This window comes from Thermosynechococcus sp. M3746_W2019_013 (genome assembly GCF_015296045.1).
Lineage (GTDB): Bacteria > Cyanobacteriota > Cyanobacteriia > Thermosynechococcales > Thermosynechococcaceae > Thermosynechococcus.
In genome coordinates this window covers 33,945-52,415 of the sequence record NZ_DVDW01000024.1, presented here as the reverse complement: position 1 = coordinate 52,415, position 18,471 = coordinate 33,945, and the positions used below count along the sequence as shown (strand labels likewise).

The following is an 18,471-nucleotide window of genomic DNA, read 5'->3' as shown; positions in this document are numbered from 1 at the left end:
GGGCCAACGCCATCAAAAACTAGGGGGTGCTTCCAAACAGTCACCAATTAGCTAGGCTAGAAGAAAGACATTTCCCTTAGCCAGGATATAAATTTTATCTGAGAACAACAAATTAGAATTTGTTAGCGGTTGTTGACGCGAGCGATCGCGAGTAACGGATTCCAAGGAAAACTCCTGATCCGGAGTAGGCGATTTCTGTTAGAAAGGCTACAATCAATGAGGTTTTAGCTAAAATTGCTCAACAGATTCCTGCACGAGACCAACCGCTGACGATTGCCTGTTCCCTGACCCTACGGGTCACACAGGATTTCTTTCAAGACCATCTCAAAGGTACCAGTGTGCGGAATCTAGAGCCTATTCCCCCGTCCAACCGCTTTCCTTAGCCGCATTCCATCATTGAAATGTGGCTGACGCTAGCGTCACCGAAGGCAACGGTTGCCGACAACACACCGACACCATATATTTAGGGAGATTTTACGAGGACAACGGCATGACCCAAGCAAATGTACTTGACGTTTACGACCCCGCAACAGCCCCCCTTGAAGATGAGGTGGCTCTGCTCAGTGACTATGGCCTTGAGGCTGTAGAGATTGAGGAAGAAGAGAGCGAAGACTTTGAGGAGGTCAGCGATGATCTCGACGACAAGCCTACAAAAGGTCGTGCCAGTCGACGACGGACCCAAGTCAAGAAGAAACATTACACCGAGGACTCGATTCGCCTCTATTTGCAAGAAATTGGCCGCATTCGTCTGTTGCGTGCCGATGAGGAAATTGAACTAGCTCGTAAAATTGCCGACCTTCTAGAAATCGAGCGGGTCCGCGATCGCCTGTGTCAAGAACTGGGCTGTACGCCTGAAGAACTAGAGCGGAATCCTGAAGCTTGGGCCAAAGAACTGGGGATGACGGTGCCGGCATTTCGCCATCGTCTTTTTGTCGGTCGCAAAGCCAAAGAAAAAATGGTTCAGTCCAACCTGCGACTGGTGGTGTCAATCGCCAAAAAATACATGAACCGGGGGCTATCCTTTCAGGACTTGATTCAAGAGGGCAGCCTAGGGCTCATCCGCGCTGCTGAGAAATTTGATCACGAAAAGGGCTATAAATTTTCCACCTATGCGACATGGTGGATTCGCCAAGCCATTACCCGCGCCATTGCCGATCAATCCCGCACCATTCGTCTGCCCGTGCACCTGTACGAAACCATTTCACGGATTAAGAAAACCACCAAACTCCTCTCCCAGGAAATGGGGCGCAAACCCACGGAAGAGGAAATTGCCGATCGCATGGAAATGACGATTGAAAAACTGCGCTTCATTGCCAAATCAGCACAACTCCCGATCTCCCTAGAAACGCCCATTGGCAAAGAAGAGGATTCCCGTCTCGGGGACTTTATTGAATCCGACGGTGAAACCCCTGAAGATCAAGTGTCGAAGCACCTGCTGCGCGAAGATTTAGAAATGGTGTTGTGCACCCTTAGCCCCCGCGAGCGAGATGTCTTAAAACTGCGCTATGGCTTGGACGATGGTCGCATGAAAACGTTGGAGGAAATTGGTCAACTCTTTAACGTAACCCGTGAGCGCATTCGCCAAATTGAGGCAAAAGCACTGCGGAAGCTGCGCCATCCCAACCGCAATAGCGTCCTCAAGGAATACATTCGCTAGGGAATAATTGCTGTTGCGTCCCCCATTGCCCTTAGCGTAGCAGTACTGCACCTAGTTCTATCCAAGCTTTCACCTGCGCAATAGCTCTGGTGCAAACCTGAGTAACCCATCATTCCTGGAGTCATCTCTAGACTCAGGGCCGGCACCATGCTACCGCACCAATGGCAGTGGGGGCAATATGGTCAGATAGAAAAACTTAAGATAGTCACGATAGCTAATGAAATGCCTTCTTTGTGAAAGCACAAGAATACAAAAACCGGAAAAATCAGAATTCAAGGCCTAGAGCATCCTGGGGGAACTCCCTTAGCTACTTGATGGGAGTGCATTACTGACAAAACAATCCGGATGATTTGGAGCGATCGTACTTGCAGTCCCCTGTTACATTCGAGTCTTTAATGTTAACCTAAGCATTTCTTTATTACTTCTTAAGCTTCAACCAGTATCTTTGTACAGACATAAGCAGCAGTTGCCCATGACTGGCTACTGCAGATTAGATTTAGGTGTTGAGGAGTGAATATGCGTTCTTGGTACAAGCTTTTAGGGAGCTGCCTACTTGGCCTGACTGTGATTTTAGGATTCAACGATGTAGCCATTGGTCGACCTGCAGCAGCGAAATTGTTAGGATCCCGGATACAGCCCCGTGGCACCATTCGTTTCAACAGTGAAGGGGCTGGCTTTGACAACTACCTCAGTGCAGAGACATTTATTCCTCTCTTCCAAAAACCAGGTGCTAGCATTGGTTTCTTTGAAGGTAAACTCCTAATGCCCACATCCAACACAGCCCTGGCTTACAATCTGATGCTGGGCTACCGAATGCTGATAGCGAACCAGAAATTCTCTCTCGGTGGTTACTTATCCTATGACTTTCGTAACACAGGGAGTACTGGCTTTAACCAGCTGGGAATTGGTCTAGAACTCTTAGGCAATGTTGATGTCCGGATAAACGGTTATGTTCCTCTAGGGAATCGGCAAGTTCTCCTTAATGAAGCAGTCGGATTGGTTGGCACCATTGAGAATAACCAAATTCTCCTCAATCGCAATCGCCTTTTCCAGGAAGCACTTACTGGTTTTGACTTGGAAGTGGGTACCCCTTTGGTTGCACTGGGTAAGGACTATCTGCGAGGCTACGCAGGTCTGTACTACTATACTGGTGAAAGCATTGCTGATTTTGTTGGCGTCCGTGCACGCTTATCTTTGCGCCCCATTGAGTACCTCAGCCTAAGCGCGACTGTTCAAAATGATGATCGCTTTGGTACCCGAGCTTGGTTTGGGATAGGGGTGTCTTTTCCGGGTATAGCCGGCAGTCGGCGCCGTACCCCTGAAAGCGGCCAAAACATAGCAGTTCGCTTGGGGGAATCCCTGGAGCGCGTCGGCTTTGTTACCATTGATAACGAAAGAGTTCAGGATCAAATTCCAGCAATCAACCCTACAACAAGCCAACCCTATCGAATTTTTACCGTTGATACTGGAACCGGTAGCGCTGCTCGGATTAATGATTTACCTCTTGCTCAACATGACATTGTCCTAGTCGGTGTTCTTGACACCGATGGTAATACCGCAGGTCAAGGCAGCGTGAATCTCCAAGATGGCGTTCAACTTCTTTCCACAACTGTGGATCGGCAACTGCCAAGTACAATAGGAACGATTACTATTCCTGCGCTCACGCCGAGTATCCAAAGACCGATCATCTCTGCCAATATTGTTTTGGCTAGAAACAACACCATTGATGGGTTCAATATTCAACCGCCCGCTGGCCAAGTTGCAATCATTGGTAATAATATCGATTCAGCTCGTATTATTAACAATCAAATTGCAGCAATTAATGCAGCCGGAATTCAGATAACAAATGCTCAATCTCCTATTGTGCGTGGTAACGCGGTTACAATCACAAGTACAACTGTGCCTGCCTTTAACCGCCGTGGAATTAGCATAACTGAAAGTACTAACGCTGTGATTGAAGATAACATTGTTAATGGTGGCATTGGGGAGGGAATTGGCCTAGATAATGCCCTTGGGAATGTGATCATTCGTAATAACACTGTGCGCAATGTTAGTCAAACAGCAACAGATACCAATCTGGAAGCAAGTATCTTCATCCGAAATAATCAAGGTAATGCCAATATCACGATTGAGGATAACGTTACTGAAAACAATCTGACGCCCGGGAACCGTGTGGATGGCATTGAGTTCAATCTTTGTCGAGGAAATAGCTTCAACGTCGCTGACCGCTTCACTGATAATCAATTTGCGAATTGCACCACTCCCGCAAGTGCAACAGTTATCGTACGGAACAATCAGATTCGCAATATTGGCACGGGCACTGATGGTAGCGACGGTATTGACTTCAATATTGGAGATGGCGCTAACCTCACAGCTATTTTAGAGGGTAACGTTATAAACAGTATTTCTGATGCAGGGATAACCTTTGATATTGTAAGCAGCGCCACCCCAATTGCAAGCCCTACTGCAAACATCACAATTCGCAATAATCAGATAAGCAACATTCTCAATGATGATGGGATTACTCTAGAGTCGGATAGCGCGGGACAAGTGGTGTTGAACATTGAGAATAATGTTATGAGTGGTATTGGCGGTGGTAATGATGGCATTGACATTGAGTTCACGACGGCTGCTGCTAGTCCAGCACCAGCACGGGTGAGAATTGTTGGGAATGAGCTGTCTAATGTCAGCGATCGCGGGATAGAGATTGATACCACTAACCAGGCTGCATTGCAACTTGAAGTTAGCAATAACCGTATCCAAACAACGGCTGGCGGTGAAGCAGTGCGACTGCGCGCTCAAAATGCCTCTCGTCTCAATGCTACAGTCAACAATAATATCCTCACTCAAGGAAACCCCGCTACGCGAAGTTTGGAACTGCGGGCTGATAATACTGCAACACTGTGTGCCAACGTATTTGGGAATACCCAAACCAGTGGTGCCGGTTTCCGGTTGCAGCGTAACAATACTAGCACCTTCCGTATTGTTGATCTTCCTAATTTAAGCGCGAATAACGGTGGTGTGGGGATCAATACAAGTGGGACAGTAACGAATATCACGGCTGCCACATTCAGCGCTGCACCCCCCGCCGGTTGTACATTCCCCTAACGCTCGGCAGAGTCTGGATATTCAGTGAAATTGGGCAAATTCCACTGCCAGCACTGTTCTAGCCAATCGACGAGGGTGCCACGGGAAGCAGAAAACTGCCGCACCACTGACCAGACTTGCAGCGCAGCTAAGGGGGAGCGAACTTCAACAGTAAGGGGTTGATAGGGGAGACACTCACAGGGCACCTCTAGCTCGGTCAAGCGTTGATAAATTGGCCAACGTAATTGCCACTGAACTGCAATAACCTGGGGGTTTATAGACATTCAATAAGTACTCCTTTATTGAAAAAGTGGCGATGGATAGTTTAAAATCGGCTTGTAAAGGTGTCAGCTCTTCTGCGAGTCTTGACGATGTCCGCATCAGTTGCTCCTTCTATAGAGCCGTTTTGAGGGTGGACTAACAGGACTCTATTTTGCAAAAAGGGCTGTAACTGGACTGCTTCACTATTCTGTCCGCAAAGGAGCATTGTCTTATGGCAACTAGTGCATTGCCACGCCAAGCTTTTGGCGAGATGGGTGACACGGTTGTGTTGCTGGAGAAAGCCACCACCACGCCGGTATGTGAGGGGATGAACCGGCTTTTGGCCAGTTTTCAAGCGCTGTACTTGCAGTACCAAAAACATCATTTTGTTGTTGAGGGGGCAGAGTTTTATCCACTGCATCAGTTCTTTCAAGACTGCTATGAACAGGTGCAGGGGCATGTTCACGATTTGGGGGAACGGTTGAATGGTCTGGGAGCTGTTCCTGTTGCCGGTTTTCAGCAGTTGGCGGCTCTCTGCTGCTTTACCCCTGAACCTGAAGGTGCCTTCAACTGCCGGCAAATGCTCAGCAATGATTTGGCAGCAGAGCAGGCCATCATTCCCATCCTGCGCCAACAGGCAACCCAGGCTGAGAGTTTGGGCGATCGCGCCACGGCCTACCTCTACGATCAAATCCTCTTGAAAACGGAGGAGCGTGCTTACCATATTGGTCATTTCCTAGCCAATGACAGCCTCAAGATGTAGTTTTCCGCAATCTGAGTTAACGAATCCTAGGATAAGTTGATGGTTGTTCATAGAATTCCCCCAACTTGGGGGTTTTTTAATGCAGATTTTTCCTACTACTTAGCCTAGCCTAGTTGCAACTAAATTGCAATAACTTTATCCAAGAGGACTTGTGGCAGGGCGCTGACGTGGGTACTGCTGCATCAGAGCCCGCACCTGTTCAGCATGGTAGGAACTGCGGGTGAGGGGAGAGGAAACCACCTGCAAGAAGCCCATCGATTCCCCCAGGCGGCGCCATTCCTCAAATTGCTCTGGTGGAATAAAGGCTTGTACCGCTAGATGTTTGGGACTGGGCTGCAGATACTGACCAATGGTGAGAATGTCGCAACCCACTTGGCGCAAATCCTGCATGAGGGCCACCACTTCCTCGCTAGTTTCCCCTAGACCCACCATGATGCCCGATTTTGAGTAAATCCAAGGGGCGCGATCGCGCACCCGCTGCAGCAGTTCCAAACTGCGCTGATAGCTGCCTTGGGGACGCACCCGCCGATAGAGACGGGGTACGGTTTCGGTGTTGTGGTTGAGCACCTCCGGACTGGCGGCAAGAATTTGATCCAAGGCCTGCCAGTTGCCGCAGAGATCGGGAATCAGGACTTCAATGGTGGTTTGGGGCGATCGCTGCCGCACAGCCGCAATCGTGGCCACAAACTGAGAGGCACCCCCATCGGCCAAATCATCCCGATTCACCGAGGTAATGACAACATGATTGAGACGCATCCGCACCACCGCTTCAGCTAGTCGCTGGGGTTCAGTGGGATCCAGAGGCAGTGGCTTTTTCTCAAAATCAATATCGCAGTAGGGGCAAGCTCGGGTGCAAGCTGGACCCATCATTAAGAATGTGGCCGTTCCCCCATGGAAACATTCACCAATATTGGGGCAAGAGGCCTCTTCGCAAACAGTATTGAGGTTTAAGTCCCGCAACAGCTCCTTGACGGCACCCACCCGCTGCCACTGGGGTGCTTTGACCCGTAACCACTCTGGCTTCACAACCACCGCTAACTCCACTGCAAATTCAAAAACAAACAAAGGGAAAACGTCAATTGGGCCACCAACAGAAAAATGTACATCAGAGCCCGGGGACGAAAAATCGTCAACAATAACCCTAGCCCCTTGAGATCGACCATCGGCCCGAGGACCAGAAAAGCAAGGATTGACCCTGGCGTAAACGTGGCAGCAAAGGCAAGGGCAAAGAAGGCATCAACAGTTGAGCAAATGGAAATCACGGTGCCCAGGATCATCATTGCCACAATCGAGCTCACTGGCCCTTGGCCAAGGCTAAGGATGAGTTCCCGCGGAGCAGCCACCTGAATAATTGTTGCCACTAGGCTACCGAGAACTAGAATCCCCCCCAATTCACGAAATTCCTGCACCAGATTCTCTAGGACTTGGGGCAGGCGTTGCTGCCAAGGAATCATTGCAGTCGGTGGCGAAAGCGTTAGGGTTTCCATGGCCAGGGGTTGACCGGGGGTTCCCAACAGGTAGGTGCCCGACTGGAGCAGGGCAGGGACAACAGTTGCCTGGGGTTGGCGGCGACGCATCAGACTGGTTACCGTGGGCTGCAAAAAGGGGGTTAGATCCTTTTGGAAACTAAAAACCCAGCCAATAATGGTGGCGATCGCCAGCGAAAAAAGGACACGGAAGACAACAACCTCCGGTTGATCGCGAAAGGCCGTCCAAGTTGCCCAAATCACAATCGGGTTGATTGTGGGTGCCGCCAACAAAAAACCAATGGCCACGGATGTGGGCAATCCCTGCACCAGTAATCGCCGCGCCACTGGCACATTGCCACACTCACACACTGGAAAAAGAAAACCGATGCAACTGCCCACCAAGGCCCCCAGCAGGGGCGATCGCGGTAAGCGACGAATCAGTGCCTGCTCATCTACAAATAGCAGCAGCAGGCTAGAGAGCAAAATGCCCAGCAGTAGAAACGGCAGTGCCTCCACCAGTAGGCTCAAAAAAAGGGTAAAACCACTTTGCAACTGATTCGCAAATGTCATGGGCGTAGAGCGGGGTCTAGGACACAATCTCCTTCAACCCGAGGGGACTCGGCTGAATATCCGTTTGCCGTGAATCGGTAATCAACCAATCGAGGGCAGCGGCCTTCAGGTCAATGGTTGTACCTGTTTTATCAACACAGTAGCGACCAAAGACCAATTTATCCACAAGACGAACGTCAGAACCCAGGCGAGAATATTCAAAAATGACACAGTTATCGACGACGGCACCGCTGCAAATGTGGCAATTGGGGCCAATCATCGTCGGTCCAATAATTGTCGCTCCATCTTCAATCTTCGTCATGCCGCCAATGTAGACCGGTCCCTGGATCGTGACCTTATCCCAGTTGACGGCCACATTCAGCCCCGTATAAATGCCGGGAAATTGCTCATGGCCGGGAATCGAAACATTTTTAATCGTGCCATTGAGAACACCGCGCACCGCTTGCCAATAGTCGGGGACTTTACCAATGTCAATCCATTCAAAGTCCATCGCCAAGCCATAGAAGGGGGCACCCATTTCCACCAGTTTGGGGAAAAGCTGGCTGCCAATGTCGTATTCCTGATTGGAGGGGATATAGTCGATCACTTCTGGCTCAAAAATATAAATCCCCGTGTTGATATGGTTGCTCAAGGCTTCTTCAACACTGGGTTTTTCTTGGAAGGCAACAATGCGATCGCTCTCATCGGTAACAACAACGCCATAGCTCGAGACGTCCTCTTTGGGCACTGTTTTCATAATCACGGTGGCGATCGCCCCCTTTTGGCGGTGCCAAGCCACGGCCGCTGTCAAATCCAAGTCAATGAGGGCATCCCCACACAGCACCACAAAGGTGTCATCAAAAAAGGGGTTAAAATCCTGAATTCGCTTGATCCCCCCTGCAGACCCTAGGGCTTTACCAACGAGTTCGCCATCCTTGATATAGCCCTCAAAGGAATAGGCAATGTCCACTCCAAACCGCTGCCCATCCTGAAAGTAGCTTTCAATTTCATGGGCGAGGTGGCTCACATTTACCATAATTTGGTTAAACCCATGCTGACGCAGGAGTTCCACTAGAAATTCCATCACGGGCTTTTGCAAAATTGGGATCATTGGCTTCGGAATGGTGTATGTAATCGGGCGTACCCGCGTGCCCTTTCCAGCCGCCAAGATCATTGCTTTCATAAAACTTTTACCAATCTCCTTAAACGTCTAGGGCAATTGCCCCCACTATTATCAATGCCCCTAGCTTACCTTAATCGAGGGCATACACCCGCCCATGGTAAAGCAAGCGGGTAATCCCTTTGGACTGAAGATAGCTGCGCACTTTCCGCAGCATTTCACCGTCAGGTACCTTGACAACGGTCTTGCGCCACTGGACATCACTGGCCTTATAGAGGCGTTGGTTTTGTTGGGAATAGCGCAGAGCCACAGGGCGGCTATCGAAAATGGGTAGGGTACTTTGTTGCGCTTCCTCACTGGAGAGGGCACCTAAACCGCGAAAGGCTTCTAGGGGGCGGGTGAGCAGTTCCGCCCGCCGATCGACGACAACGTAGCAGGGACGGGGCAGCACCGCTTCGGAAAGGGGAATGACCTCGACGGACTGCACCACTTCCACATCGGTGAGATCGGGGAGAGGAATGTCACCATCCAGTTCCTCTTCATCCTCGTCTTCGAGATCATCGTCCGCTGCATCGCTGTAGTCATCCTCATCGAGAACAACGGCCTCTGGCGTCTCTACATCTTCTTCTAGATCCTCTTCCTCTGGCACTTCATCCGTCGTCGCTACAGCCAGTAGAGGGGCTTCAGGGGCAGCCGCTTCCTCTTCCATTTGTTTGATCACACGCCGAATTGTGTTTTCACTAACACCAAATGCCGCTGCCAGAGCCTTGATCGTTTGTCCGGCAGTGTACTGTTGAAAGACGCGCTGGCGTTCGCTGTCACTGAGTCGCTTGTAGGTCATGGATCCAGATTAAGAAGCAGGTGGCAAGATCTATTATCTGGGGTGGCGGTGCCAGAATGCTGATTTTGTCTAAAGGCTTATTCAGTGGGCGATCGCCCCCTAGCGCAGGCGCACAAACCCTGCTTTTTCAATGGCCGCTTGTCCTTGATCAGTCAGTAAGAGATCAGCATAGGCACGGCCTGCCTTGGCATCGAGGCTATTGTCCGCCTTGGCAATCACAAATAGGCGGCGGGTAATTGGATAAGTCCCCTGTTGAAATACACGGTGATTCAGTTGGTGGCGCTCTTGGGGGCAACGCTCCACAGGAACGTAGGGTTCTTGATAGGGAGGCACATATTGATTGGCTTGGCGGCCGAGGGGAAGCGGGTGGACACTGCACTGACCCACCACTTCTGGAGCAGAGGCATAGTAAATCCTCCCCAGTGTCGCGGCAACGCACCGTAGGCCATCGGTAGTATCCCGAACCATAACCACATTGCAACCAAAGGGCTGCTTCCCAAGCACTTCTTGGATAAAGTATTCAACGGTGCCACCATCTTCCAGACGGCGAGAGAAGGGGATAATCCTTTGGTTGGGGCTACCCACCTGCTGCGAATTGGTTACTTTGCCCGTATAAATATCCACCACTTGTTGCACGGTCAGTCCAGGAATCTCTAGCCTCGGATTGACGGCGATCGCCAGCCCATCAATGGCAACGGGAATGGCAGTTAATTTCATGCCCCGAGCCGCCGCCTTGGCTAACTCTTCCTCGTTGAGGGGACGGGAAGATTGTGAGAAAGACAGTTGATCATTCAATAGCATGCGGATGCCCCTGCCCGATCCCGGTGTCCCTGTGGGCGGGTCTACGTAGCGCAGTTGAAAATTGGGCCAAGCCGCTTGCAGCAGCGGATTGACATCGCGGCGAATGGGTGCCCAAGTGGTGCTACCGCCGTAATTAAAAAGACCGCTGGGGACATTCTTCACCTGGGTAAAGGTGGATTGACCCTTGGCTCCTAAATTGAGACGGCCATTACCCATGGTTCCGCCGCTATTGATGAGGCGAAGCACCAGCCCCCCCAGCAATGCCCAGAAGTCCGAGGGTAGCCAGCAGGGAAAGGAGTAGGGGCAGCAGAGAATGACTTTTCCCTTGGGACATACACAAAGAATTGCGGTGATTTCTTCTAGCCTAGCTCAAAGGAATAGCGGGTGTTGGCTGCTGGGTTTCCTCAGTACGAGACAATAGTAAAGGAACTCTCGTTGAGTGCAGTATGCGCTACCGTCGCTTTGGTCGTACCGAACTGCCAATGCCTGTCTTTTCCTGTGGCGGCATGCGCTATCAGTTTTCTTGGCAGGATGTCAATCCCAGTACCATTCCCGCAGAAAATCAACGCAACCTAGAGGCAACCATTCGGCGTGCTCTGGAGCTAGGCATCACCCACATTGAAACAGCGCGCGGCTATGGCACCTCTGAAATTCAGTTGGGGAAAATTCTACCGCGGCTGCCCCGCGAAAAGCTGATTGTCCAAACCAAGGTGGGGCCGCGACCCACTGCCAAGGAATTTCGGGAAACCCTAGAAACGTCACTGCGGAATCTCGAGTTAGACTACATTGACTTACTCGCTATCCATGGCCTAAACCTACCGGAGCATCTAGAGCAAGTACTGCAGCCCGGGGGATGCTTGGACGTGGCGCGGGAATGGCAAGCATCAGGTAAGATTCGCTTCATTGGTTTTTCTACCCATGGCAGCTTAGAGGTGATTCGCCAGGCGATCGCCAGCGATGTCTTTGATTACGTTAATCTGCACTGGTACTACATCAATCAACAGAATTGGCCCGCCCTCCTCGATGCTCAAGCCCATGATATGGGGGTTTTTATCATTAGCCCAGCAGACAAAGGGGGAATGCTCTACAAACCACCCCAACGCCTTGTGGAACTGTGTGCCCCCTTAAGCCCAATGGTCTTTAACGATCTCTTTTGCCTCTCCCATCCCCAGGTGCACACCCTGAGTATCGGTGCTGCTTGTCCCAGTGACTTTGATGAACATCTCAAGGCCCTCGAGCTGCTGGATCAGGCAGGTGAGATTCTACCGCCGATCTTGGCACGGCTGGAGCAAGCCGCCATTGACCGCTTGGGGGAAGACTGGTACCACACTTGGCATGAGGGACTGCCAGACTACCAGCACACCCCCGGTGAAGTGAATATCCCCGTCATTCTCTGGCTGTGGAACCTAGTACAGGCCTACGATTTGCTGGACTATGCCCGTATGCGCTATAACCTGCTGGGCAACGGTGGCCACTGGTTTCCGGGAGCAAATGCTGCACGGATCAAAGACTTGGATTTAGGCCCCTGTTTACAGCACAGTCCCCATCGGCAAAAGATTCCAAGGATTTTACAAGCGGCCCATGATCTCCTCAGTGGCACTCCCCGGCAGCGACTATCTCAGGCCTAAGGATAGGGAGGTTCCCCCAACAAATTGCGGACAATTCCCCTAGGCGATCGCCCCCCCGGCCACGGAAAATGAAGGTATCAAGGGTAAGAGGTTAACACCATGGATTTCATTTATCACCTTAACAATGCCAGCCTTACCCTGCGGGTTGTGCAGTTCTTGCATGAATACGCCAAGCTACCAGTTCAGTTTGTTACCGTGATTCATCAAGTGGATGGGTGGGTAATCCGCATCAAAATGCATTCGCCTCTCACCGACAAAGAAGCAGGGGATTTCCGGGCCTTCTTGAACGAGGTGGGATTCTCCTACACACCAGGGATCGCCCTCAAAATGGCATTCTGGGCCCTGGAAACCGGCCAATCAATGGTGGATGTTATGCGCCGTTACCAAGTGGCGATTGTTTCCCACGGCTACCCCCACTACGATGACATTGAGGCATTTCGCAAACAGTTTATTCAAGGCTTGGGCTACTGTCCGGAAACTTTAGCCTAGGGCATTCTGGTCTTGCTCCCGGCGATGCTCCAAGATTCGTTCTGCAAGGGGTAGGTCGCTAGGGGTGGTTATCTTGAGATTTGTTTCTTCGCCTAAAACAATATGTACGGCATAGCCGAGGCGTTCAAAGAGGGCAGCATCGTCTGTGACTTCCCAGCCCTTAGCCACAGCCATTTCATGGGCAATACGCAAGGGTTCGACGCGAAAGCCTTGGGGAGTTTGGGCGGCCCAAAGGGAGTCTCGCTCTGGGGTTTGGACAACAACGCCTTCGCGATTAACGATTTTAATTGTATCTTTGACGGGCACCGCTGCAATTAAGCCCGCATAGGTCCCTAGGGCTTGGGCACAGCGATTAATCAGATTGGGGGTGGCAAGACAGCGGGCACCATCATGGATCAGCACCCGCTCAGCCGTTTCGGGAAGTGCCTGTAACCCATGAAACACTGAGGCTTGACGGGTCTGCCCCCCTGCGATGAGATGGACGGGCTGCCGTAGGTTCAATTCCCCCAGGAGGGCTTCCCAAAGGGGAAAGTCCTCTGGCTGGCCAATCACCCCAATCCATTCAATCGCTTCGGCAGCCGCCACCGCTTCTAATGTCCATGCCAAAAGGGGCTTACCCAAGAGTTGCAACCGCAGTTTATTGTGGTTTGCCCCCATGCGTTTACCCATGCCGGCGGCAGGAATGAGGATGTGCATTCATACCCCTTTCAAGACGGTTTTTGTCTTGGCTTTTATCTTGGCATAGGAAGGCTCTAGGCACTATGGCTCTGTGGAACGGCTGGCCAAATTAATGCGATCGCTGAGTTGCCGCAGCAGGCTGCCCATTTCTGGATCGGTCCGTTGCAGTTCGGCCACCTTGTCGCAGCTATACATGACGGTGGTGTGATCTTTGCCGCCAAACTCTTCACCAATTTTCGGCAGACTCAAGCCCGTGTATTGGCGCATTAGATACATCCCCACCTGACGAGCCATGCTAATTTCGCGGCGGCGAGAGTTGCCCTTGAGATCACTGATGGAGACATTGAGGACTTCAGAGACCACCTTCAGGATGACCTCTGGGGAGGTTTCAATTTTGCGCACCGTGGGACTCAGGACTGGGGCAATGTTTTCCACAGTCATCGGCAACCCAGAAATGGAAATATAGGCTACCGCTCGAATCAGTGCCCCCTCTAGTTCCCGGATGTTGGAAGTGTAGCTGGCGGCAATATACTCAATCACCTCCCGCGGCAGGCGGATATTCTCGTACTCTGCCTTTTTCTGGAGAATGGCCATGCGGGTTTCCAAGTCCGGGGGTTGAATATCGGCAATGAGTCCCATGGAAAAGCGGGAGCACAGGCGCTCTTGCAGCCGGGGAATTTGACTGGGGGGGCGATCGCTGGCCAAGACCACCTGCTTACCAGCTTCGTGCAGCGTGTTGAAGGTGTGGAAAAACTCCTCTTGGGTGTATTCTTTGCCCTCAATAAATTGAATGTCGTCCACGAGCATCACATCCACTGCCCGATAGTGCTCGCGGAAGCTCTGCATACTGTCTTTGCGGATGGCAGCAATCAAATCATTCGTAAACTGCTCGGTGGAGACGTAGAAGATCTTGGCATTGGGGTCAATTTCTAAGCGATAGTGACCGATCGCCTGCATGAGATGGGTCTTGCCCAAGCCAACACCGCCACAGAGAAAGAGGGGATTAAACTCCCGCCCCGGTGATTCTGCCACCGCCAAGCAGGCGGCATGGGCCATGCGGTTATTGGGGCCAACAACATAGCGGGAAAAGACATACTTGGGATTCAGTTCACTGCCGCGATGGCGAGCCACAGGGGGGGTGGCCTCTACTTCAGCACGACTGGTGGGGCGAATGCTGGTATCGTGCTCTGCCCCTTGGGCGATCGCCAGCTCAATCTCCACGGGCTGACCAATAATTTCCCGTGCCACATCGGCAATGGTTTTCAAATAGTACTTTTGCAGCCAATTGCGGGCAAAGGGATTGGGGGTGCAAATAGTCAAGGTCTGGCCATCAAAGGACTGCACCGTTGCCGTCTTAATCCAAGTTTCAAAGGTCGGTCGACTGAGTAACAGTTGCAACCGCTCCAAAATTTGGTGCCAGAGATTTTCGGCAGAGCTAATCACGCAAACCTCGTCCGTAGGATGTGAGCAATGATAGGCATCACGAGGCAGAGGGCAATAGCCCCACAGGACTACCGCTGCCTCACGGGAAGTGATATGATTGTAGATCGCTCTAACGACTGACTAGGGCGTGCCCTCTGGGGCAGTGTTTTTTTCTAATCAACCATCATAACTGCAACAGCCATGACGCAACGTACACTGGGCGGCACTGTCCGCAAACGTAAACGCACCTCCGGGTTCCGCGCGCGCATGCGTACCAAATCGGGTCAGAACGTCATCAAGGCACGGCGGCGTAAGGGACGGGCACGGCTTACCGTCTAGTGTTGCCGCGTCAACATCGCCTGCGCGATCGCCATGATTTTGACCGCGTCTATCAACACAAAACTGTCCACCACGGCAAACTGGCTGTTCTTTGGCTGGCGCCCCAATCCGCTAGGGAAGCACCACGGCTGGGTATTGTGGTCAGTAAAAAGGTCAGCAAGCGAGCCGTTGATCGGAACCGTTTGAAGCGGCAATGGCGGCGGGTGATTCGCCCCCTCTTACCGCAGATAGCTGCAGGGTGGGATATGATTGTGGTAGTGCGTCAGGCGGCACTGCAAGTGAGTGACGAAGACTGTCGCGCTGAATTGACGCAGTTAATGGCCAAAGCAGGGATACTGACGATGCCGGGAATTTCCGAAGATGTTTTCTACGAAGGCGGTCCCCATTGGGGTGACTTGGTGATCAACTTGCTGTTGGGGCTAACGGTGATCTGTCTGCCCCTGACTGCGGGTGCCATTGTCCGTGCTCTCTGGCTGCGGTACCGCATTACGAATCGGCGGATTACGGTGATTGGCGGCTGGCTGGGGCGCGATCGCTCCGATGTCATTTATAGCGAAATCACCAAAGTCGTCACCGTTCCTCGCGGCTGGGGCGCCTACGGCGATATGGTTGTGACCCTCAAAGATGGTAGCCGCTTAGAAATGCGCGCTGTCCCCCGCTTCCGTGAAATTTACGACTATATTTCTACCAAATTGAGTCCCGCTGCCAAAAGTGTCAGTGGCGCGATTGGTTCTTAGGACCTAAGATAGTTCTGTTAACTGTTCACCCCTAATTGCAGGATTCCATGGATTTTGGTATCGGTTTCCTCTCCAACAATGTCATGCTGCCAATCCTTGATTTTTTCTATGGGATTGTGCCCAGCTATGGCCTTGCTATTGTGGCTCTGACACTGGTGGTGCGCCTTGCCGTCTATCCCCTGAGTGCCGGGTCAATTCGCAATATGCGGCGCATGAAGGTTGTCCAGCCGATCATGCAAAAACGGATGCAGGAAATCCAACAGAAATACAAGGACAATCCTGCGGAACAGCAAAAGGCAATGGCAGAGGTCTATAGGGAGTTTGGCAATCCCTTGGCGGGATGCTTCCCTCTGCTGTTGCAGTTGCCGATTCTCTTTGCCCTCTTTGCAACGCTGCGCGGATCACCTTTTGCCGATGTGAACTACCAAATCAACCTGCAAATTGTTCCCCCGGAGCAAGCTGTCTTAGCCCAGCCCTTTGCCACCAAACCGCAAAATATCTACGTTGACGAGGGGGTACACTTCCCGATTCAAGCGGTGGTTCCCAGCGGTACCAGGATTCCAGTCGGTCAAGTGGTGGATCTGCAGTTCCAAACCAAGGAGGGTAAACCCTATAGTGAACTGGTGGCGGCGTATCCCAATAGTCACTTGCAACCAAAGTGGCAAATTCTTCGCGGTCAAGAGCGAGCAACCATTGATAGCGAAGGTCATCTACAAGCCCTGCAACCCGGTGAGGTAACAGTTCAGGGAACAATTCCGGGGATTGCTGCTGATAAAGGTTTCCTCTTTATCTCTGCCCTTGGCCATGTGGGTGTCGTAGATCAGGGGGAACTCTTCATGGCGCTGCCCGACGGCACACGCCAGTTTAATTGGGGCGCGATCCACTGGGATATTCTCATTATGATCCTTGGCTTTGGCGTCAGTCTCTATGTCAATCAGTTGCTCTCTGGCCAAGGCAGCAGCAGCAACCCGCAGCAGCAAACTGTTAATCAATTAACACCGATCATCTTCTCTGGGATGTTTCTCTTTTTCCCGCTGCCGGCCGGGGTACTGCTCTATATGCTCATAGCCAACATCTTCCAGACGGTGCAAACCTTTATTCTCCAACGGGAGCCGCTACCAGAGCATCTACAAAAACTTGTGGAGGAGCAGGAACGGGCTGAAGCCCTCAAAAATCGTGCTGCTCTTCCCTTTGAGGGGAAGGGGGCTAAAGGTGCTAAGGCCACCAAAGTCAAGCGTAATCCATCAAGTTGAGGGGAGGCATGACCGCTGATCCAATTGCTGCGGGGTGTGCATGGCTGGAACAGGCGCTTGCTTTAGCAGGCTTCAAGACAACCGTTGCCGTGGTGGAGTCGCCTTTGGCAGGTGTGGTGCCGGGCTACTGGCTAGAAATTGATCGCCAGTCCCTCAGTGCTGCGCAAATTGAGTCACTGCTGGCCAACAATGCCCAAGCCCTCGATGCGCTGCAATATCTGCTCAATGCTACGTTGAATTTGGGGCGATCGCGGGAGGAGCAAACGGCTTTTACCTTGGAGTTGGCGGGCTATCGCCGTGCTCGTTATCGCCAGTTGCAGGAGATTGCCCATCAGGTGGCGGCCCGAGTCCTCAAGACTGGTAAACCTCTTGAAATTTGCTCCCTTTCAGCAGCGGAGCGGCGTGTTGTTCACAGTCTCATTAAGCTAGAGAGCGATCGCCTGGAAACCTTTAGCCACGGTGAAGAACCCGATCGCCGCTTGGTGGTGCAGTTAGCCCAAGGGACTGAGGCCGAGGTGACGGCTGATGCGCTGGAGCAAGTATAGACCCAAAAGGGAGTTGCCACTCTTGTCGAGGGGTGGACTATAGCAGGCGATCGCCCCCTGTCGCGGCACAATGGCCAAAATCACGCCACTGACACCCGATTTCAGAGGCAAGCCAATTTCTAGGCCATAGCGGGGGGAGTCCTCGTAGAGGCCACAGGTGAGCATGAGCACATTCACCTGCTGACGATGGCGATCGCTCACCTTGGCATGGGGCAGTGCTAATAGGAGACCCAAGCGACCCACTTCCTCAATGGTTCCTTGGAAACAGCACACCTGATTGTAGATCTCAAGGGCAACCTCCGCATCGGCAATGCGTCCAGACTCGACTAAAAAGTGGGCAAGGGTGCGATTTTGCCAGTTGGGATGGCAACGGACTGCCCCTAAGACCTCCTGGTCCACCTGGAACTGCGTACCAGCACACTCATTAAGCCAAGTTTGAAGGGCCGTAGCACCACCAACATGGGCCAACTGGCTCGCGAGGGCGATCGCCCCACTATTGATCATAGGATTGCGCGGCCACCCCTGATCGAGGGTTAACTGCAACACAGAGTTATAGGGGTAATCTGAGGGGCGCTGCCCCACCCACGTCCACACCTCCTCCTGCCACAGCGTCAAGGCATACAGCAGTAAAAAGGGCTTAATCGCACTCATCAAAGGAAAGCGCAAACGGGAATGCCCAAGGGTAAACTGTTGCTCCGGTGTCACCACCGCAAAGGCAAAGGCCTCAGACCTCACCCCTGGTAGGCGCTGAAGCGGTTCCCCCTTGGAAATTTCTGTTGCAGCCGCCTCAAGCCACTCTTGGATGAGGTCAGGGTGGAGTTGCCCCAACATT

17 protein-coding genes and 2 pseudogenes are annotated in these 18,471 nt (G+C 52.0%); 10 read left to right on the top strand and 9 right to left on the bottom strand.

Features of this window, described 5'->3' with window-relative positions:
- Window positions 1-490: 490 nt before the first annotated feature.
- On the top strand, window positions 491-1,657 hold the full coding sequence (rpoD, locus tag IGQ16_RS04790; protein ID WP_024123829.1) for an RNA polymerase sigma factor RpoD: 1,167 nt from the start codon (window positions 491-493) through the stop codon (window positions 1,655-1,657).
- A gap of 516 nt (window positions 1,658-2,173) precedes the next feature.
- On the top strand, window positions 2,174-4,765 hold the full coding sequence (locus IGQ16_RS04785) for a right-handed parallel beta-helix repeat-containing protein (RefSeq protein WP_297060441.1): 2,592 nt from the start codon (window positions 2,174-2,176) through the stop codon (window positions 4,763-4,765).
- Here the strand turns inward: IGQ16_RS04785 and IGQ16_RS04780 are convergent.
- On the bottom strand, window positions 4,762-5,028 hold the full coding sequence (locus tag IGQ16_RS04780) for an Asr1405/Asl0597 family protein (RefSeq protein ID WP_024123827.1): 267 nt from the start codon (window positions 5,026-5,028) through the stop codon (window positions 4,762-4,764). The two genes, IGQ16_RS04785 and IGQ16_RS04780, sit on opposite strands and share 4 nt — an antisense overlap.
- Before the next feature lie 209 nt (window positions 5,029-5,237).
- Here IGQ16_RS04780 and IGQ16_RS04775 point away from each other — a divergent pair, with 209 nt between their 5' ends.
- Window positions 5,238-5,768: a Dps family protein gene (locus IGQ16_RS04775; RefSeq protein WP_297060440.1), complete on the top strand. Its 531-nt coding sequence runs from the start codon at window positions 5,238-5,240 to the stop codon at window positions 5,766-5,768.
- Window positions 5,769-5,903: 135 nt separating this feature from the next.
- Here the strand turns inward: IGQ16_RS04775 and lipA are convergent, their stop codons facing one another.
- From lipA to IGQ16_RS04750, 5 genes and pseudogenes are all read right to left on the bottom strand, one after another.
- A complete protein-coding gene (gene lipA / locus IGQ16_RS04770; RefSeq protein ID WP_297060438.1) occupies window positions 5,904-6,800 on the bottom strand; it encodes a lipoyl synthase in 897 nt (298 codons plus the stop codon).
- Between the two features lie 2 nt (window positions 6,801-6,802).
- Window positions 6,803-7,807 (bottom strand): permease, encoded by a 1,005-nt coding sequence (locus tag IGQ16_RS04765; RefSeq protein ID WP_297060437.1) that lies wholly within the window; start codon window positions 7,805-7,807, stop codon window positions 6,803-6,805.
- 16 nt (window positions 7,808-7,823) lie between these two features.
- Window positions 7,824-8,969 carry a sugar phosphate nucleotidyltransferase gene (locus IGQ16_RS04760; RefSeq protein WP_024123823.1) on the bottom strand — a complete coding sequence of 382 codons (1,146 nt, stop codon included), beginning with the start codon at window positions 8,967-8,969 and terminating at the stop codon, window positions 7,824-7,826.
- Window positions 8,970-9,039: 70 nt separating this feature from the next.
- Window positions 9,040-9,747: a helix-turn-helix domain-containing protein gene (locus IGQ16_RS04755; RefSeq protein ID WP_024123822.1), complete on the bottom strand. Its 708-nt coding sequence runs from the start codon at window positions 9,745-9,747 to the stop codon at window positions 9,040-9,042.
- A 99-nt stretch (window positions 9,748-9,846) separates the two neighbouring features.
- Window positions 9,847-10,882: pseudogene (locus IGQ16_RS04750) on the bottom strand (PstS family phosphate ABC transporter substrate-binding protein).
- A 112-nt stretch (window positions 10,883-10,994) separates the two neighbouring features.
- Between IGQ16_RS04750 and IGQ16_RS04745 the strand changes: the two are divergent.
- A complete protein-coding gene (locus tag IGQ16_RS04745) occupies window positions 10,995-12,176 on the top strand; it encodes an aldo/keto reductase (protein WP_297060433.1) in 1,182 nt (393 codons plus the stop codon).
- A 99-nt stretch (window positions 12,177-12,275) separates the two neighbouring features.
- Window positions 12,276-12,665, top strand: coding sequence for a hypothetical protein (locus IGQ16_RS04740; protein WP_297060431.1), 390 nt, complete (start codon window positions 12,276-12,278; stop codon window positions 12,663-12,665).
- On the opposite strand, the gene ispD is transcribed toward IGQ16_RS04740, so the two are convergent.
- Both ispD and dnaA read right to left on the bottom strand, forming a co-directional pair.
- Window positions 12,657-13,361 carry a 2-C-methyl-D-erythritol 4-phosphate cytidylyltransferase gene (ispD, locus tag IGQ16_RS04735; RefSeq protein ID WP_024123818.1) on the bottom strand — a complete coding sequence of 235 codons (705 nt, stop codon included), beginning with the start codon at window positions 13,359-13,361 and terminating at the stop codon, window positions 12,657-12,659. The two genes, IGQ16_RS04740 and ispD, sit on opposite strands and share 9 nt — an antisense overlap.
- A 63-nt stretch (window positions 13,362-13,424) precedes the next feature.
- The gene (gene dnaA / locus IGQ16_RS04730) at window positions 13,425-14,786 is read right to left on the bottom strand and encodes a chromosomal replication initiator protein DnaA (RefSeq protein ID WP_297040979.1); all 1,362 of its coding nucleotides are present in this window, start codon (window positions 14,784-14,786) and stop codon (window positions 13,425-13,427) included.
- Between the two features lie 180 nt (window positions 14,787-14,966).
- Between dnaA and rpmH the strand changes: the two genes are divergently transcribed.
- The 5 genes and pseudogenes from rpmH to IGQ16_RS04705 all read left to right on the top strand — a co-directional run bounded on the left by rpmH (window position 14,967) and on the right by IGQ16_RS04705 (window position 17,639).
- Window positions 14,967-15,104, top strand: coding sequence for a 50S ribosomal protein L34 (gene rpmH / locus IGQ16_RS04725; RefSeq protein ID WP_011056450.1), 138 nt, complete (start codon window positions 14,967-14,969; stop codon window positions 15,102-15,104).
- A pseudogene (gene rnpA, locus IGQ16_RS04720) lies at window positions 15,104-15,424 on the top strand (ribonuclease P protein component); the annotation flags it as partial. The gene rpmH and the pseudogene rnpA, both read left to right, overlap by 1 nt.
- Before the next feature lie 21 nt (window positions 15,425-15,445).
- On the top strand, window positions 15,446-15,841 hold the full coding sequence (locus IGQ16_RS04715) for a PH domain-containing protein (RefSeq protein ID WP_041429969.1): 396 nt from the start codon (window positions 15,446-15,448) through the stop codon (window positions 15,839-15,841).
- Between the two features lie 47 nt (window positions 15,842-15,888).
- Window positions 15,889-17,094: a membrane protein insertase YidC gene (gene yidC / locus IGQ16_RS04710; RefSeq protein ID WP_297060429.1), complete on the top strand. Its 1,206-nt coding sequence runs from the start codon at window positions 15,889-15,891 to the stop codon at window positions 17,092-17,094.
- Window positions 17,095-17,102: 8 nt separating this feature from the next.
- Window positions 17,103-17,639, top strand: coding sequence for a R3H domain-containing nucleic acid-binding protein (locus IGQ16_RS04705; RefSeq protein WP_024125990.1), 537 nt, complete (start codon window positions 17,103-17,105; stop codon window positions 17,637-17,639).
- On the opposite strand, the gene IGQ16_RS04700 is transcribed toward IGQ16_RS04705, so the two are convergent.
- Entirely contained in the window at window positions 17,586-18,470 is an 885-nt protein-coding gene (locus tag IGQ16_RS04700) for a glutaminase (protein ID WP_024125989.1), read from the bottom strand. The two genes, IGQ16_RS04705 and IGQ16_RS04700, sit on opposite strands and share 54 nt — an antisense overlap.
- Window position 18,471 lies beyond the last annotated feature (1 nt).

Coding starts and splice junctions, on each gene's coding strand:
- IGQ16_RS04755 (WP_024123822.1), bottom strand. CDS start 9,747: ATGACCTACAAGCGACTCAGTGACAGCGAACGCCAGCGCGTCTTTCAA.
- IGQ16_RS04740 (WP_297060431.1), top strand. CDS start 12,276: ATGGATTTCATTTATCACCTTAACAATGCCAGCCTTACCCTGCGGGTT.
- IGQ16_RS04765 (WP_297060437.1), bottom strand. CDS start 7,807: ATGACATTTGCGAATCAGTTGCAAAGTGGTTTTACCCTTTTTTTGAGC.
- ispD (WP_024123818.1), bottom strand. CDS start 13,361: ATGCACATCCTCATTCCTGCCGCCGGCATGGGTAAACGCATGGGGGCA.
- IGQ16_RS04745 (WP_297060433.1), top strand. CDS start 10,995: ATGCGCTACCGTCGCTTTGGTCGTACCGAACTGCCAATGCCTGTCTTT.
- rpmH (WP_011056450.1), top strand. CDS start 14,967: ATGACGCAACGTACACTGGGCGGCACTGTCCGCAAACGTAAACGCACC.
- IGQ16_RS04785 (WP_297060441.1), top strand. CDS start 2,174: ATGCGTTCTTGGTACAAGCTTTTAGGGAGCTGCCTACTTGGCCTGACT.
- IGQ16_RS04705 (WP_024125990.1), top strand. CDS start 17,103: ATGACCGCTGATCCAATTGCTGCGGGGTGTGCATGGCTGGAACAGGCG.
- IGQ16_RS04775 (WP_297060440.1), top strand. CDS start 5,238: ATGGCAACTAGTGCATTGCCACGCCAAGCTTTTGGCGAGATGGGTGAC.
- IGQ16_RS04780 (WP_024123827.1), bottom strand. CDS start 5,028: ATGTCTATAAACCCCCAGGTTATTGCAGTTCAGTGGCAATTACGTTGG.
- yidC (WP_297060429.1), top strand. CDS start 15,889: ATGGATTTTGGTATCGGTTTCCTCTCCAACAATGTCATGCTGCCAATC.
- IGQ16_RS04760 (WP_024123823.1), bottom strand. CDS start 8,969: ATGAAAGCAATGATCTTGGCGGCTGGAAAGGGCACGCGGGTACGCCCG.
- rpoD (WP_024123829.1), top strand. CDS start 491: ATGACCCAAGCAAATGTACTTGACGTTTACGACCCCGCAACAGCCCCC.
- IGQ16_RS04715 (WP_041429969.1), top strand. CDS start 15,446: ATGCCGGGAATTTCCGAAGATGTTTTCTACGAAGGCGGTCCCCATTGG.
- IGQ16_RS04700 (WP_024125989.1), bottom strand. CDS start 18,470: ATGTTGGGGCAACTCCACCCTGACCTCATCCAAGAGTGGCTTGAGGCG.